Origin of the sequence: Marinobacterium litorale DSM 23545, from assembly GCF_000428985.1 — a bacterium.
GTDB classification, from domain to species: domain Bacteria; phylum Pseudomonadota; class Gammaproteobacteria; order Pseudomonadales; family Balneatricaceae; genus Marinobacterium_D; species Marinobacterium_D litorale.
In genome coordinates this window covers 259,279-274,986 of record NZ_AUAZ01000003.1, presented here as the reverse complement: position 1 = coordinate 274,986, position 15,708 = coordinate 259,279, and the positions used below count along the sequence as shown (strand labels likewise).

The window sequence follows — 15,708 nt, the reverse complement described above, 5'->3', positions numbered from 1 at the left end:
TGTCTGCTTGATTCCTTATGCAAAAAGTTCGGCCAGCTTCTGACCGGGTTCCGGCGCCCGCATAAACGCCTCACCCACCAGAAAGGCATTTACGTTGCGACTGCGCATGGCGGCCACGTCGGCCGGCGTCAGAATGCCGCTTTCGGTCACCACGATCCGATCAGCCGGAATGCCCTCAAGCATCCGGTAGGTATGATCCAGTGAGACCTCAAACGTATGCAGATTACGGTTATTGATCCCCACCAGGCGATTACCCAGCGGCAGCGAGCGCGCCAGTTCCGCTTCGTCATGTACCTCAATCAGCACATCCATACCCAGGCTCTGCGCCAGCTCGTTGAGTTCAGCCAGTTTAGCGTCACTCAGCGCTGCGACAATCAGAAGGATACAGTCCGCACCAATCGCCCGCGCTTCGTAAACCTGGTAGGGCTCAACGATAAAATCCTTACGAATCACCGGCAGCTCGCAGGCGGCCCGCGCTTCCATCAGGTATTCATCCGCGCCCTGAAAAAAATCCACATCGGTCAGTACCGACAGGCAGCTCGCACCGCCCTGTGCGTATGACCGTGCGATCTCCGCCGGATGAAAGGGGTCACGAATCACGCCCTTGGAGGGACTCGCTTTTTTAATCTCCGCGATAACAGCGGAGCGCCCTGCGGTCAACGAGGCTTCCAGCGCCTGAACAAAACCGCGTGGTTCCGCCGCGCTGCCCCGCGCCTTCTCGATACGCTCACTCAGCTGATCGATGGACACTTGAGCTGAACGCTCGGCTATCTCTTCATACTTACGTGCGATAATCTTCTTCAGCACGGTGGGGGTATCGGTCATGGGTCACCCGTCAAAGCTGCTGACTGAACTGGGCCAGCTGATTCATTTTCTCCAGCGCCGCACCCGAGCGGATCGCCTCCATCGCTTTCTCAACTCCGGCCTTGTGGGATGCCGCCTCACCGGACAGATAGATCGCGGCGCCGGCGTTCAATGCCACCATCGCCCGGGCTTTCTCCGCTTCTGCACCTTCGCCACCACTCAGCGCAGCCTGAATCAGGCCCAATGACTGCTCGGGGCTATCGACCACCAGACCAATCAGGCTCTGACTTTCGACACCCAGCTCCTCCGGCGTAATCCGATATTCGGTGATCTGGCCATCTTTCAACTCAGCCACATGCGTATGCGTGGCCAGGCTGATCTCATCGAGACCATCTTCCGCATGCACCACCATGATGTGCTCACCACCAAGCTGTTGCATCACCTCTGCCATGGGGCGGCACAACTTCTGAGTAAACACGCCGATCACCAGTCGTTTTGCGCCAGCCGGATTCGTCATCGGCCCCAGGATGTTGAACATTGTCCGCACGCCCAACGCACGCCGTGCACCGATCGCATGCTTCATCGCGCCGTGGTAACCTGGCGCAAACATGAAGCCAACACCGACCTCATCGATACAACGCGCCACCTGCTCCGCACCGAGATCCAGGTTGATACCTGCCTTCTCCAGCAGATCCGCACTGCCGCTGCTGGAGGACACACCCCGGTTACCATGCTTGGCAACGTGCACACCGCCTGCAGCCGCCACAAAGGCACTGGCCGAAGAGACATTAAACAGGTTGGCACCATCACCGCCGGTACCCACAATATCCACCAGCGGACCGCTGGTTGCATTTACTGGTGTGGCAAGCTCACGCATCACCTGAGCAGCCCCGGTGATCTCATCAATCGATTCGCTTTTCATTCGCAGCGCGACCAGAAAACCGGCAATCTGGGATTCACTGCACTGGCCGGTCATGACCTGACGCATCACATCGACCATCTCTTCGCGGCTGAGATCGATATGTTCGACCACTTTGGAAAGTGCCTGTTTGATATCCATGTTCTGTCCCTTATCTGATTCAGCGACTGAGAAAGTTCGCCAGCAGTTCATGTCCCTGCCGGGTCAGTATCGACTCTGGGTGAAACTGCACCCCTTCCACATCGAGCGATCGGTGACGGATGCCCATCACCTCATCCCGAGTACCATCCGCCCGCCGGGTCCAGGCCGTTACCTCGATCTCCTCGGGGAGCGAATCCGGTGCCAATACCAGTGAATGGTAGCGGGTGACTTCGAGCGGGTTTTCCAAACCGGTAAAAACGCCAACCCCATGATGATATACCGGAGAGGTTTTGCCGTGCATCACCTGTCGCGCGCGTACCACATCGGCGCCGAACACCTGACCGATCGCCTGGTGCCCCAGGCACACGCCGAGAATCGGTAACTGGCCAGCAAAGTGCTTCACCACCGCGAGGGAAATACCGGCCTCATTCGGCGTGCAAGGCCCCGGCGAAATAAGCAGATGGCTGGGCGCGGCCCGCTCGATTCCGTCCAGGTCGATCTCGTCATTGCGGTGAACCACCACCTCAGCTCCCAACTCGCAGAGGTACTGTACGATGTTGTAAGTAAAGGAATCGTAATTATCGATAACCAGGACCATGGCATTCGCTCCTGGCTGGCAACTCGGAAGGTATGTACATCGAGGTTGTCTTGCGCTTTAAGTTAAACGCGAAGCTTAACATAGATTTTCTGTGTTCGGTGGCGAGCTAATGAGGCGCGGTTCACTATTTATGGCGCGGAGGTTGGATCACCAAAATCGGCAAATTCAATACATCCCCGCCCCTGCCCTTTTGCGGCGTATAAAGCACGATCAGTCCGCTTCACCAGCGCCTCTCCCACTTCACCGGGCTCCGCCACAGCAATGCCGGCACTGGCTCCAACCCGAAGCGGTTCGGGCAACCCCTCCACCTTAACCGGGCCGGACAGGACCTCAACAACACGCTGGGCCAACAGACTGAGGGTGGCATCATCGTTAACGCCAGAGAACAGCAACGCAAACTCATCCCCCCCTAGCCGATACGCCGTATCGCCATCGCGAAGACAGTTGCCCAAGCGCCGGGCTATCTGAACCAACAGCTCATCACCCACCGGATGCCCGTAACGATCGTTGACCGGTTTAAAACGGTCCAGATCCAGCAGCATCAAAGCGAACCCACTGTTATTCGTTACCCCGCAGAGTTCATCAAGATCGGCATAAAACCGCCCGCGGTTACGCAACCCTGTCAGGGGATCACTGTAGGCAAGTACTTCAAGGCGCGCTTCCGTCTGCTTGATGAGGGACATATCCCGGAATACACCCACATAATAACGACGCACCCCCCGATCTTGTCCTTCTGCCAGCTCCAGCGCGTTAATCGTTAACCACTTGGGGTAGATTTCGCCATTTTTTCGCCGATCCCAAATCTCGCCCTGCCAGGCCCCCCGTTCGGTCAGGTCGGCCCACATTTTCTGATAAAAATCGCGGTCATGCCGACCGGACCGAAACATACGCGGGTTACGGCCCAGCACTTCATCGGCCCGATAACCGGAAAGCAATCGATGAGCTCGATTCACAAAACAGATTTCGGCATTATCATCGGTAATCAGGATCGCGTCGTCCGTGCATTCAAAGGCCTCTGCATAGAGGCGCAGGGTTTGCTCAGTCTGACGCCTGACTTCAACCTCCTTACTCAAGGCCTGAGTGCGATCAACCACCCGCTGCTCCAGTTCTTGGTTAATACGAACCAAAGACTGGGACGCCTCAGCCAACTCAACCTGGGTGTCGCGGTAGTCGATCAATGCCCTGCCCATTTCGTTGATCTCGGGGACATCGGCTGTGACTTTAAAACTATCGGGGAAAGGTTTACGTCTGGCCAAAGCAACCATGGCGCGCTGAATCTCATGCAGGGTGCGAACAATGCCGCCAGTATGGGCCAGTGAGATCAAAAACATGAACACAAGCAGGGCCATGATACTCAGATACACCCAAATCGCCTGGCTATGCAGCTGCGCAAGCATTCCATCCGATTCCAGCTTAACCTCGTGCGTGATCTCCTGGTTACGCTGGGTTATCAACTGCATCACCTCCAAAATAGCCAGCTCAGCCTCACGCTGGTACCGGGTAACCGCCTTCAAATCCACCGTTAACATCGCGATCACATCCGCTTGAGCCCAGTAGTAGCGGTCCAACGCATCATTCAGCTGCTGGCGATCCACCGCGCCCCCTTTAGGCGCCCAGGTCGTTTCGAACCCGCCGCCTTTGATCTCATTGATCAGATGATTGAGTCGGTCTAAATTCGCCTGTGACTGCTCGTAGAGATGCTCTGGGTCCTGATGCTCACTGGCATGGCGGATGGTATTCACGATATCGGCATGGGCTTGGTTGAGTTGCCCGCCATACTCGGTAAGCTGGTGAAGGACAGCGATGTCATCATCCACCAGATGGGTAACGATCTCGCCGTAGCGGGTGTTGAGGATTATCATCGTGACTACGGAGATCAACACCACGACCATGGCGCTGATTATCGGGAACAACAGCCGGGCCCGCAGCCCATAGCGCTTTCCCATTAGAGATCCCCCTCGATTCCGGCGGCTGCAAGCCGGGCCCAGTCGGCCGGAGAGAGCTCGCCAAACAACTCGGGCGCCGCACTGGGTTCAAAGACCACCATCAGGCCCTCCTGTCCGGGCCAGAAGCCGGTACTTTCCTTCAGGTTTGCCGTGTGCGATACGATAACCCGATTACCTGAAGGAACCGGCTGCGCGAGCAACTGATTCAAAAATTCCGTATTGGTGTCACGTTTGGCTGGCTTCTCGCCGAGAATATAGGAAAGACGTGGATCGACTATCGCCGTGATATCGGTAAATGCCAGGTCAGCCGTATCAATACACCGGCAGTAGGGACTTGAGTAGAGCTCCCCGACTGGCACCCCCAGCTCGCGAATCGCCTCACCCACCAACCGCGCGTCTTCTCGCCCCTGTGCCGACAGGTTCCGTTGCGCACTACAGTCATCATAGTTAAGGGGCCGTCGATCCCGCTGAGACCGGTCGGTATGCGCGTGACGCCAGTATATGACCAGCCCTCCCTCTCGCAGGGCTGACAAAACCTCGTCCGCCGATCTTTCCGCGGCGATTGGCTGCGCCGTACAAATCACCGACAAAATAAGCACAAGAAAGCCAAACAGGATCATCCGCCATCGGCGGGATGAGCCTGCCTCTCGAGCAAAATGGTGTGCCGGTCGCAAGGTGTCGCACACTTCTCGGAAAACCCTCATTTAACCTAGACACTATTCATACTCGATTGGAGACAAAAGTGCCAACCCGTCACAGACATCCTCGCATGGATCTGCCGATCCGATTATTCTCCCTGTGCGTAAAGGATTAACTTGATCGATAGAGAGCTGTGCCATGACCCCCGTAGAAAAGCCCTTTTCACAAGCCTGTGAAAACAACAAGGAGCCCATCCTGGCGATCCTAAAAACGGCATTTGCCGGATCGACCCGGGTTCTGGAGATCGGCAGCGGGACAGGCCAGCATGCCGTGCACTTCGCCGGAAACCTGCCCCATCTCCACTGGCAAACCAGTGATCTGCCCGAAAACCACGCGGGGATTGAACAGTGGCTACTGGACGCATCTCTATCCAATCTTTCAGCCCCGGTCGCGCTGGATGTTAGCCAGCAGGCGTGGCCCGTGGGCTTTGATGCGGTATTCACCGCCAATACCACGCATATCATGCCCTGGCCGGCGGTTGTCGAGATGATTGCCCGTATCGGCAGCCGACTCCCGGCAGGCGGCGTGTTCTGTCAGTATGGCCCGTTTAAATACAATGGCGATTACACCAGCCCGAGCAACGCGAGCTTCGACCGCTGGCTCAAGGAGATTGACCCGGCCCGTGGCATTCGTGATTTTGAAGCGCTCCGGGAACTGGCAGACCATGCCGGCTTGTCCCTGGTTGAGGACCACGCCATGCCCGCCAACAACCAGCTTTTGCACTGGGTAAAACGGGGCTAAGCTACCACCAGACACCCCATATCCGACGCCGCGGTGGACGTTGCGCCTCTGGCAGATCAAGCCGATGCAGCAGCTCCGCCAGGGGCAGTTTCGCGGATTCTCCCAGCTCCGCCTCAATCGCCTGAAGCCTCTCAACGCGCTCGGCGGTACTCGGATGGGTGCGTAGCAATGAGGGCTCAGGCACTCGCCGCCCCGGCATCAGAATATGCTCAAGCCACCCACCCTGTTCGCGCTCTATGCGCTGCAGCGCCAACGCAAGCCCCTCCGGGTCGCCGGTCAAGCGAGCGCCCTCCAGGTCGGCTGCATATTCGCGGGTACGTGACAGAGCCAGCTGGGCCAGGGCACTGACCAGCGGTGCGATAATCAGCAGCGCGATGATCCCCCAGTTGATCACGACCTCGCCCAACAGCAGCAGGGGCAGGTTGATAAACAGCAGCAACTGGCCGGTAAACGAAAGCAGGCTGGTTAGACGGCTGAACAGATCGGCAAGCCCCATCACCCAGAGATCATTGTGGCGGATATGGCTGATTTCATGCCCCATAACACCCACCAGCTCGCGTAGCGACAACCGCCGAATCATCGCATCGCTGAGCGCGATGGCGGATCCGCCGCGCGTCCCTACAGAAAATGCATTCATAACCCGGCTCGGTATCAGATAAAGCGTGGGTGTCCGACTCAGGCCTGCCTGCTCAGCGAGCCAATCCCGGACCTGATCCAGCGCCGGCACCCGACCGCGAGTCAGCTTTCGCGCTCCGTACAGACGCATCACCCAGTCCGGTGACAGCGCCGGATTAAACAACGTTGCCAAGGCGCCCAGAACCAGCAGGATCACGAGCCCACCGGCACCCCAGATCAACCAGCCCAAGAGAGCCAGAAAACTACCCATAAAGCCGATTAAAACGGCCGACTGCATCGCGTTGGAGAGCAAGTGCATCCTCACCGGATGGGCGTTTTTCCCGTCACCGTTCATCGATCTCTCCTGTCCACCATCTAACCGGGGTAGCGGACTTCACTATGATAGAATGCGGGGCTTTGAATCAAGCCCGCGGTTTGTATGATGGATGCGCTACCGATCGACCCACTCTTACCCGCTTTGGCCGAGACGCTCGCCACCCGCAACGAGGTGGTACTGGAAGCTCCGCCGGGCGCGGGTAAGACCACCCGAGTTCCCCTGACGCTGCTCGAGCAATCCTGGCTCGGAACGCAGAAAATCATCATGCTCGAACCACGCCGACTGGCTGCACGAGCAGCGGCCGAACAGCTGGCCCGGCAGCTCGGCGAACGCCCCGGCGAAACCGTGGGTTACCGTGTCAGACTGGATACCCGAGTCGGGCCACGCACCCGCATCGAGGTGGTTACCGACGGGATCCTGACCCGGATGCTACAAGCAGACCCGGGACTGGACGGGGTCGGCCTGCTGATTTTTGATGAGTTCCATGAACGCAGTCTCGACGCTGACCTGGGGTTGGCACTGGCTCTGCAAGGACGTGAGCTACTGCGCGAGGACCCGCCGCTTAAGCTGCTGGTGATGTCCGCCACGCTCGATGACACATCCATCGCTGAGCTGCTTGATCAAGCGCCCGTTATCCGCTCGGAAGGGCGCAGCTTTCCCGTCGATCTGCTTTACACCGGCCGCTATGAAGCAGGCACCTGGATAGAACCCCGCGTGGTCAGTGTTGTGCAACAAGCCCTGGCGGAGCAGCCTGGCAGCATCCTCGTGTTCCTGCCCGGCCAGGCCGAGATTCGCCGGGTGCAGAGCGAGCTGGAGCAGCAGCTGTCGAATCAGGACCGGATAACGGTTACCCCCCTGTATGGCGACCTGAGTCTGCAACAGCAGCGTGCGGCAATCGAACCCGCCCCCGCCGGACAACGTAAGATCGTGCTGGCAACCGCCATCGCCGAAACCAGCCTGACCATCGAGGGAATCAGAGTCGTGATAGACTCCGGCCTTTCCCGCCAGGCGGTATTCGACCCAGCCACAGGTATGAACCGGCTAACTACAACGCGCGTTTCTGCCGCTGCAGCCACCCAACGCGCCGGTCGTGCTGGACGTTTGGAGCCCGGCGTTTGTTATCGGCTCTGGTCGGAAGGACAGCAGGCACAACTCACACCCTTTACGCCACCGGAGATCCGGCAGGCAGATCTGGCCCCACTGGCACTGCAACTACTGAGCTGGGGTGTTAACGACCCGCATGAACTGGATTGGCTGGACCCGCCTCCGGCGGCTCACTGGCAGCAGGGGCTTGACTTACTGGCCCGGCTGGGCGCCACGGAAATCCTGGATCAAAACCGCCTGCGCCTGACTTCGCACGGAGAACAGATGGCCAGCCTCCCGACCCACCCCCGGCTGGCCCACTTGCTTCTGCGAGGGGCGCAAAAAGGACTGCTAACCCGGGCTGCTGAGATCGCCGCCCTGCTTAGCGAGCGCGACCCGTTACGCGGGGAGAACGCCGATTTAAGCCTCCGGCTGGAATGGCTACGAGGCGAGCGGGATGGCGCCAGCTCCGCTCAAAGAGCGCGTATCAGGCAGTTAGCAGAACAGTACTGCCGCCTGTTGGAGCAACACGCTGCGCCTCCGGAACACAACGCCGGTGATGAAGCCTACTGGACCGGCTTTCTGCTGGCCTGTGCCTACCCTGATCGCATTGCCCAAAGCCGTCGGCCCGGCAGTAGCCAGTATCGACTGTCCGCTGGGCGGGGCTGCCAAGTTGGAGAGCACGACCGACTCACCCGCTATGAGTGGCTGGCCGTGGCCGCGCTCAGCAGCCGCGCCCAGGATGCTCAGGATCGAATTCGGCTTGCCCTGCCGCTGGACCCGAAACTGTTCGATCATGAACTGACGGACCTGGTATCCGAGCAAGAGCGGGTTGAGTGGGATGATAACCAGCAGGGCCTGCTTGCCGAACAGCAACGCCGGATCGGTAATCTGGTTCTCACTGCCAGACCACTCGAGCAGGTATCACCTCAAGCCAGGACACAGGCACTGGTGGACCTTATCCGAAAGCGGGGCCTCTCGCTGCTGCCCTGGAATGAGGAGATTGACCACTGGCGTGCCCGGGTCGCTTTTTGTCGAAAGCACAGTGCCTGCGATGAATGGCCGGATCTTTCTGACGCGACTTTGCTTGCCGACCTTGAGAACTGGCTTTTACCCTGGCTCGATCCGGTGCGGCACATTAACCACTTCGCACGCCTGGACCTGACAGCCATCCTCAAAGCCCAGCTCCCCTGGCCACTGCCGCAGCAGCTTGATGAACTGGCGCCGGAACGAGTTCAGGTTCCCTCCGGTGCACGGCTCAAATTAGACTACAGCGAAGATCCACCGGTATTGGCCGTCAAGCTGCAGGAGATGTTTGGCTGTACCTCAACGCCCCAGATCGGCTTTGGCGTCAAACTGAAGCTCCATCTTCTATCACCTGCCCGACGACCACTGCAGGTCACCCAGGATCTGGAGAGCTTCTGGCAATCCAGCTATCAGGAGATCAAGAAGGAGATGAAGGGGCGATATCCCAAACATCCATGGCCTGATGATCCACTGGCGGCTCTGCCCACCGCGAAGACCAAGAAGTCGGGCACCAAAAACGGCTAGAATATAGAGCCCAGATGGCATTTTCGTGATTAAAGAGAGTACATAATGTTGGAGAAACCCACGCCCCCGATGGAGGGCGAATGCTGCGAAAGCGAATGCTCACCCTGCGTATGGGACACCTATTACGAGGAGATGCACGCCTGGCGAGAGGAGCAGGCGAGACTCAAAGCCCAGGCAACCCAAGCCGGCAAAAGCGGCGACGAATAAATGTGCCGGACATGGACCTCTCACGCATCAATTTGAATCTGCTCAGCGTGTTGTACCAGCTTCTGGAGGCGCGTAGCGTCAGCCGTGCTGCGCAGGCACTGAACCTGACGCAACCGGCGGTCAGCCGTTCTCTGGCGCAGTTACGTGAACTATTTGGTGATCCGTTACTGGTGCGCACCGGCAATCAGATGCAGCTAACAGCCCATGGTGAGGAGTTGAAGCGCCAGCTTCCGCCTGTCCTGCAACAACTGGAGGCGTTTTTTACCCCAGGCCAGTTCAGCCGGGAGAGCTTCCAGGGCCGCTTTAATATCGCTATCACCGACTATATCGGCGAGCATATTCTGCCCTCGCTGGTCGGCGAGCTGACACAAGAGATTCCTGGCCTGAGACTTCACTTTCATCTGTGGGAGCCGGGCATGATCACCGATCTGCGCGAGGGGCGTCTCGATATGGCAGCCTGCGTTCTGGATCAAGTGCCGGACGACATTCACGGCCGTCAGGTGGGCTCAGACGACTGGGCCTGTCTGATGCGAAACGGGCACCCGCTCCAGCATCAGCCCCTGGACCTGTCAGCCTATACCCAAGCCGATCACATAACGATCAGTGGGGGTGGCGACAAAAACCGCCTGGTGGACGAAGCTCTGACAGAGCTCGACCTGCGGCGCCGCATCCGAGTCAGCATCCCGTTTATCGAAGCCGCACTGGCATTCACCGCCCATAGCGATGCCCTGCTGACGCTACCTGCCCATATGGCGGCAAGCCTGGCGCCTTCGTTAAACCTGGTGATTAAGCCCTTACCCCTCACCCTCACGCCCGTGCAGTACTACCTTCTTTGGCATCGTCGTACCCAACATGACCCCGCCCACCGTTTTCTGCGCGAGCGCCTGTTCCGGGTATTGGAAAGCTCACCCTTCTCGCACTGACGACCACCACGGTTATAAGCTTTTGTAATAATCTAAATAACAACTCTCGATTGGAAGCCGCTAAATCTCGCCAATACACTCACTTTTCACCGCAACTCTATAAACGGAGGTTATTGTGCTGGATTGGTTGCTGTTTCTAGGTATCACACTGGGTGGCGCAATGGTCCCCGGGGCCAACCTGGCGATTGTCCTGCGCAACACCCTCAGTGGTTCCGTTCAACGCGGTTTTCTGACAGCTCTGGGCCTTGCCAGTGCGCTGCTTGTTCACGGCACCTTGTCACTGGCCGGCATTACCGCATTGATCCATCAATACCCCGCACTTTTCGAGGTCATACGCTGGGGCGGCGCCGGCTACCTGCTGCTACTCGGGTTCTGGCAGCTCCTGCACCGACAGGCCGGCAATAATGGCGATACCAACGCGCTGCACGCCGGGTCGCCCTTTCTGAGTGGCCTGCTGATCAGCCTTTTCAATCCCAAGGTCTTACTCTTTTTTATGGCGATTTTTGCCCAGGTACTAAGCCCTGAGCAGCCCCTGGCCGAGCAGGCGCTTTATGTATTGACGCCACCGCTGGCTGAGCTGATCTGGTTTTCGCTGGTGCTAACACTCCTGAGCCAGAATGGTCTGCGAGTGCGGCTTATGCGGGCGAAACGAAGTCTGGAACGTGTAATTGGCGGCGCGCTGATCGCATTGGGCATCAAACTGGGCCTGGGTTAGCCGGGACGGGTCAGCTCTGGATGACGATCGAACCCCTCCAATTGCCGGGTCGCCTCTTTAACCAAGGCGTCGGTGAGCTGGCGGATCAGCTCCGACCTCAGATTCCAGACATGCCAGTACAACGGCACCGAGAGGTATCGCCCCGGTGTCATATCCACCACGCGTCCTGCCTGGATAAGCGGCAACCCCTGCTGATCCGGCACCATGCCACAGGCCAGCCCGCGCTCGATCAGATCACAAAAAGCGGTCGATGAGGGAATCCGGTGACGGGGATACTCGTGCGGGCCAATCCCGAAAAAGCGTTGCAGGTATCGGTTCTGCAACTGATCCTTGTGACTGAACTCGGCAATCGGTGCCTGGCGAAACCTCTCCGCCTTCACCCCATCAGGGAAGTAGCGTGTCAGATAGTCCGCACTGGCCAGACAGCGGTAGGGAATCACGCCCAGGGGAACACACAGACACCCTGGCAGGGCTCGGGGGTTTGAGGTCACACAACCGATCACTTCACCATCGCGCAACAGTTGCTGAGTGGCATCCTGATCATCCACTTTCAGATCCACCAGTAACTGCGCCCGCTCCACAAGCTCGGCGATCGCTTCCGGAAACCAGGTTTCCAGGCTGTCGGCGTTAATACCGATAGCCACCCGTGTATAACCCCGCTCATCTCGCTGGGAAAGCGCCCCCAGAAGCTCCTGCTCCAGCAAACTCACCTGACGGAAATGTTTAATCACCTGATGCCCTGCTTCAGTGGCCCGAATGGGAACCGAGCGCAGCACCAGCGTCTGCCCAAGCCGCTCCTCTAGCTGCTTAACCCGTTGGGATACAGCGGATTGAGTGACATGCAGGCGCTGTGCAGCGCGCTCAAAACTCCCCTCCTCGACCACCGCCGCCAGCGCCGCCAACTGTCTCAGCTCGAGCATTATTAATTTCTCTTATTAGATATAAAAAAGATTAGTTTTACTTACCAGAGTTCAAACCGCAACATGCCGCTCAGATTCATTCACACAGACGAGGAGCACAGGGTGGGAGCAATAATGACTGTCGAATTAATGGCCTGGGGCAAGGGACTTGCCACCTCCGCAGGCCTGATCATGGCGATCGGCGCTCAGAACGCGTTTCTGCTTACACAGAGCCTCAAACGCCAGTTCCATTGGCCCATCGCTCTGCTGTGCATCCTGTTTGACGGCTTACTGATCACGGCCGGTGTTGCCGGGTTGGGCGTTCTGATCAACCAGTCGCCGGTACTGCTGGAGATCGCACGCTGGGGCGGAGCGCTGTTTCTGATCTGGTTTGGCCTGGGCGCGGCCCGCCGGGCCTTGAGTCGCAATACGCTGGAAGCCCGCGAACGCGGTGTTGCCAACCTGCGCACGGCACTGCTGACCACCGCCGCTGTGACGCTGCTTAACCCCCACGCCTGGATTGATACCGTGGTGCTGATCGGCAGCATTGGCGGACAGTATCAGGCGGATTTAAGAATCTGGTTCGCCGTCGGCGCGATCAGTTTTTCCGCAATCTGGTTTTTAAGCCTGTGCGCGGGCGCTCGCTGGCTGGAGCCGGTTTTCCGGTCTCCGCTGTCCTGGCGTGTGCTTGACGGCGCTATCTGCCTGATGATGTGGGCAATCGCCGCCAGTTTGTTCACCTATCAGGGCGTTTCTTGAGTTCCAGTTCCGCGGTTTCGCCGTCCTCCGTACGCACCATGCGGACAATCAGATGATCAAGCGCAGGGGCCAGCCAGATATGATCGATATGACCCCCGGCCTCGCCGCGCTCGAGCTTGACCGCATCAAATGTCCCCGCCTCGGTGGTCACTGATTCCGCGCCAAGCACCCGGTACCGGTACTCGCTGACATGGTCGTGCCGGGCGATTGTGTAGCGATATTCATCCTGCGGCGGCCCGCAACTCAGGTCGATGCGCATCTGAAGCTGGTGGTTGAGCAGATCAAACACGGGCGGCTCAACATCCAATACCCCATCTCCACGCGGCGAGAAATAACGAACCCGCCCAGGGCCGTTAAACTCCAGCCGCAGATTCCGCTTATCGCTCAGCCCATGGCGTTCATAGCGATAGGCTTCGCTTATCAGGTTCAACCCCTCCAACCGAAACCGGGTTTCCTCCTCAATCGACATAAACAGAAGGCTGCTGCGGTTGATCGCCTGCCAGCCCGTTTCAGTACGCTCAATGCGCCGCTCACTGTTCAGCGAAAACCCTTTCCACTGAACACCGTACTTCAGAGTCTCGCCGGCAAAGCGCTCCAGAAGCGCAAGTGAACAATTTGCAGCATCGGCCCGCACGGTCGCTACAGGCAACCAGAGCAGACAGCCGATAACCACCCAAGAGCCCGTTAAGCTGCGCAAATCTCGATCCTCCATGGGGACATTCTGTCAGGCAGTGCTATTGTTCATGCAAGGAAACCCTATCCGGCCATGGAACGCAAACGGGAACCAACCTGCGGGTTAAGGAGCATCGAGATGACTGATCAGCCTCTGGACTCTCACGCCTTTCGCCGGGCACTGGGCAATTTTGCCACCGGTATTACCATTGTTACTGCGCAAGCACCCAACGGTGACAAAATCGGACTGACCGTCAATAGCTTCAATTCGGTCTCACTGGACCCACCTCTGGTGCTCTGGAGCCTGGACAAACGCTCCGCGGACAGCCTGAGCGTTATCCAGAGTGCAGACCATTTTGCCATTAATGTGCTGGCAGCTAATCAGTTGGACCTCTCCAACCACTTTGCTCGTCCGCAAACAGACAAATTCGCCAACATCGATTACAGCGAGGGCCCTGGGCGGGCACCACTACTTGACGCCTGTGCCGCGCGTTTCCACTGCGCTCTGCATGAAACCATTGATGCCGGTGATCACTGGATTCTGCTGGGCCGTGTACTGGCGTTCGATGATTTTGGGCGATCGCCGCTGCTCTACCATCAAGGGGCCTACTCACTGGTTCTCCCTCACCCCCGGGTCGAGAAAAATCTGGCTGCGCAAGCGACGCTGCCCGGCCTTGAAAAATACCTTGAGAACAATCTGCTATACCTGATGCTGCAAGCCGTAAACGCTTATCAAACCAGCTACCTGCCCAAACAGCAGGCACTGGGCCTCAGCGTCAGTGAAGCGAGAGTACTGATTTTACTGAGTGTGATTCCGGATGCCGGCCTGGAAAGGTTGCAGCGCGAGTCCAGCCTACCGGGGTCGGAGATTCGCGAAGCGGTTGAAAATCTGCACGCAAGCGGACTACTGGAATCGACCACGGCCCCCTTTTCTCTGACCGCCGATGGTGCGCTGCGAGCCAGTGAGTACTGGGCACTGTCCGAGCAGGAACAGCACAAGGTGTTCGATGAGTTCAACGACAGTCAAATCCAGTTATTCAAAAAGATGTTAAACCGGGTTATCCAGAAAGCTTGATGTTTGCTCACTGTAACCGAGACAAAAACGGGAGCCACCTGGGCTCCCGTTTTTACTGCAGTCCGACCATGTCAGCTGCGTACCACAGAAACATCTTCCGCCTGCAGACCTTTTTCGCTTTGATGGACATTAAAGCGCACCACCTGACCCTCGCTCAGTGAACGATGACCTCGTCCGCGAATATTGCGAAAGTGCACAAACACATCATCACCGTTGGAGCGGGTGATAAAACCAAACCCCTTGGAGACATTAAACCATTTGACCGTGCCCTCTTCGCGATCATCTCCCTCTTCCGGCTCGTCGCTCTCCGAAGGCGCGCCACTCTGGCCGGAAGCCGGACGTGACTGTTCACCCTGGCCGCCCAGCGCGGAGATCACCGACGCTGCCAGTACAATAACAAAAGTGACGCCTAAAACCGCGACATTCAACGGGATCTCCACTGAGGTCAACTTGGATAGCACCGAAGGAATAGCAACCGCCGCAATGACACTGAGGACAATACTTTTAAAGACCTGAATACCACTCATCTATTCGATTTCTCTTCTAATTTTCAAAGTTAAAAACAGGAAACAGCCGCCGCCGAAAAGACAACGGGGCTAACCGACGAGGTATAACGCAACAAAGTTCCTTTTTCAACAACTTAGGCCGCTATTAACGGGTTAAATCCATCCCTCGCGCGACGGATTGCGCTGGATCAAGGCGCCAGTTCATGAGAGGCCCGCGCCGAAGCGGAATAAACTCCCACCGCCAACACAGAGATCAGTTTTCACTGGCCACCCCGTTAGCTATGCTTGGGACATCTATTTCATGCGCAAGGGAGGTTTCGATGACCGACAACGAGCGTTTCGCAGAACTCGAATCACGCATCACCTTCCAGGAAGATGCGATCGATAAACTCAGTGATATGGTGGCGCGACAGGAAAAGGACCTGGAACGCCTGACCCGTATGGTTCAGATTCTGGCCGGACAGCTCAAGGAAGCAGGTATTGAACCTGTCGACCAGCCACCGCCTCATTACTGATCA

Annotated in this window: 17 protein-coding genes; 8 read left to right on the top strand and 9 right to left on the bottom strand. The window is 57.8% G+C overall.

What is annotated here, in order from left to right; all coding sequences use genetic code 11:
• Positions 1-15: 15 nt before the first annotated feature.
• The 5 genes from trpC to G403_RS22145 form a co-directional block, all read right to left on the bottom strand.
• On the bottom strand, positions 16-825 hold the full coding sequence (gene trpC, locus G403_RS0104370) for an indole-3-glycerol phosphate synthase TrpC (RefSeq protein ID WP_027852914.1): 810 nt from the start codon (positions 823-825) through the stop codon (positions 16-18).
• 10 nt (positions 826-835) lie between these two features.
• Entirely contained in the window at positions 836-1,864 is a 1,029-nt protein-coding gene (trpD, locus tag G403_RS0104365; protein ID WP_027852913.1) for an anthranilate phosphoribosyltransferase, read from the bottom strand.
• A 19-nt stretch (positions 1,865-1,883) separates the two neighbouring features.
• Entirely contained in the window at positions 1,884-2,462 is a 579-nt protein-coding gene (locus G403_RS0104360; RefSeq protein ID WP_027852912.1) for an aminodeoxychorismate synthase component II, read from the bottom strand.
• Positions 2,463-2,590: 128 nt separating this feature from the next.
• Positions 2,591-4,408: a diguanylate cyclase domain-containing protein gene (locus G403_RS24340; protein WP_051298523.1), complete on the bottom strand. Its 1,818-nt coding sequence runs from the start codon at positions 4,406-4,408 to the stop codon at positions 2,591-2,593.
• Positions 4,408-4,941 carry a histidine phosphatase family protein gene (locus G403_RS22145; protein WP_169719882.1) on the bottom strand — a complete coding sequence of 178 codons (534 nt, stop codon included), beginning with the start codon at positions 4,939-4,941 and terminating at the stop codon, positions 4,408-4,410. Before G403_RS22145 ends, G403_RS24340 begins: the two co-directional genes overlap by 1 nt.
• 304 nt (positions 4,942-5,245) lie before the next feature.
• Here G403_RS22145 and G403_RS0104345 point away from each other — a divergent pair, with 304 nt between their 5' ends.
• Positions 5,246-5,848, top strand: a complete 603-nt coding sequence (locus G403_RS0104345) for a DUF938 domain-containing protein (RefSeq protein ID WP_027852911.1) — start codon at positions 5,246-5,248, stop codon at positions 5,846-5,848.
• A gap of 1 nt (position 5,849) precedes the next feature.
• On the opposite strand, the gene G403_RS0104340 is transcribed toward G403_RS0104345, so the two are convergent.
• Entirely contained in the window at positions 5,850-6,818 is a 969-nt protein-coding gene (locus G403_RS0104340; protein WP_084403925.1) for a zinc metalloprotease HtpX, read from the bottom strand.
• Positions 6,819-6,905: 87 nt separating this feature from the next.
• Between G403_RS0104340 and hrpB the strand changes: the two genes are divergently transcribed.
• The 4 genes from hrpB to G403_RS0104320 all read left to right on the top strand — a co-directional run bounded on the left by hrpB (position 6,906) and on the right by G403_RS0104320 (position 11,279).
• A complete protein-coding gene (gene hrpB / locus G403_RS0104335; protein ID WP_027852909.1) occupies positions 6,906-9,434 on the top strand; it encodes an ATP-dependent helicase HrpB in 2,529 nt (842 codons plus the stop codon).
• Positions 9,435-9,479: 45 nt separating this feature from the next.
• The gene (locus G403_RS24820; protein WP_245578196.1) at positions 9,480-9,641 is read left to right on the top strand and encodes an oxidoreductase-like domain-containing protein; all 162 of its coding nucleotides are present in this window, start codon (positions 9,480-9,482) and stop codon (positions 9,639-9,641) included.
• Positions 9,642-9,652: 11 nt separating this feature from the next.
• The gene (locus G403_RS0104325) at positions 9,653-10,564 is read left to right on the top strand and encodes a LysR family transcriptional regulator (protein WP_027852908.1); all 912 of its coding nucleotides are present in this window, start codon (positions 9,653-9,655) and stop codon (positions 10,562-10,564) included.
• 115 nt (positions 10,565-10,679) lie between these two features.
• Positions 10,680-11,279, top strand: coding sequence for a LysE family translocator (locus G403_RS0104320; protein ID WP_027852907.1), 600 nt, complete (start codon positions 10,680-10,682; stop codon positions 11,277-11,279).
• Here G403_RS0104320 and G403_RS22140 read toward each other — a convergent pair.
• Positions 11,276-12,199, bottom strand: coding sequence for a LysR family transcriptional regulator ArgP (locus tag G403_RS22140; protein WP_036232472.1), 924 nt, complete (start codon positions 12,197-12,199; stop codon positions 11,276-11,278). The genes G403_RS0104320 and G403_RS22140 overlap by 4 nt on opposite strands.
• 114 nt (positions 12,200-12,313) lie before the next feature.
• Here G403_RS22140 and G403_RS0104310 point away from each other — a divergent pair, with 114 nt between their 5' ends.
• Positions 12,314-12,937: a LysE/ArgO family amino acid transporter gene (locus G403_RS0104310; protein WP_027852906.1), complete on the top strand. Its 624-nt coding sequence runs from the start codon at positions 12,314-12,316 to the stop codon at positions 12,935-12,937.
• On the opposite strand, the gene G403_RS0104305 is transcribed toward G403_RS0104310, so the two are convergent.
• The gene (locus tag G403_RS0104305) at positions 12,915-13,634 is read right to left on the bottom strand and encodes a DUF3108 domain-containing protein (protein WP_169719880.1); all 720 of its coding nucleotides are present in this window, start codon (positions 13,632-13,634) and stop codon (positions 12,915-12,917) included. The genes G403_RS0104310 and G403_RS0104305 overlap by 23 nt on opposite strands.
• Positions 13,635-13,748: 114 nt before the next feature.
• On the opposite strand from G403_RS0104305, the gene G403_RS0104300 reads away from it, so the two are divergent.
• Entirely contained in the window at positions 13,749-14,684 is a 936-nt protein-coding gene (locus G403_RS0104300; RefSeq protein WP_027852904.1) for a p-hydroxyphenylacetate 3-hydroxylase reductase component, read from the top strand.
• A 71-nt stretch (positions 14,685-14,755) separates the two neighbouring features.
• On the opposite strand, the gene G403_RS25760 is transcribed toward G403_RS0104300, so the two are convergent.
• Positions 14,756-15,211, bottom strand: coding sequence for a cold-shock protein (locus G403_RS25760; RefSeq protein ID WP_027852903.1), 456 nt, complete (start codon positions 15,209-15,211; stop codon positions 14,756-14,758).
• 299 nt (positions 15,212-15,510) lie between these two features.
• Between G403_RS25760 and G403_RS0104290 the strand changes: the two genes are divergently transcribed.
• Complete coding sequence (locus G403_RS0104290; protein ID WP_027852902.1) at positions 15,511-15,705, top strand: SlyX family protein; 195 nt, start codon at positions 15,511-15,513, stop codon at positions 15,703-15,705.
• The last annotated feature ends 3 nt before the right edge of the window (positions 15,706-15,708 follow it).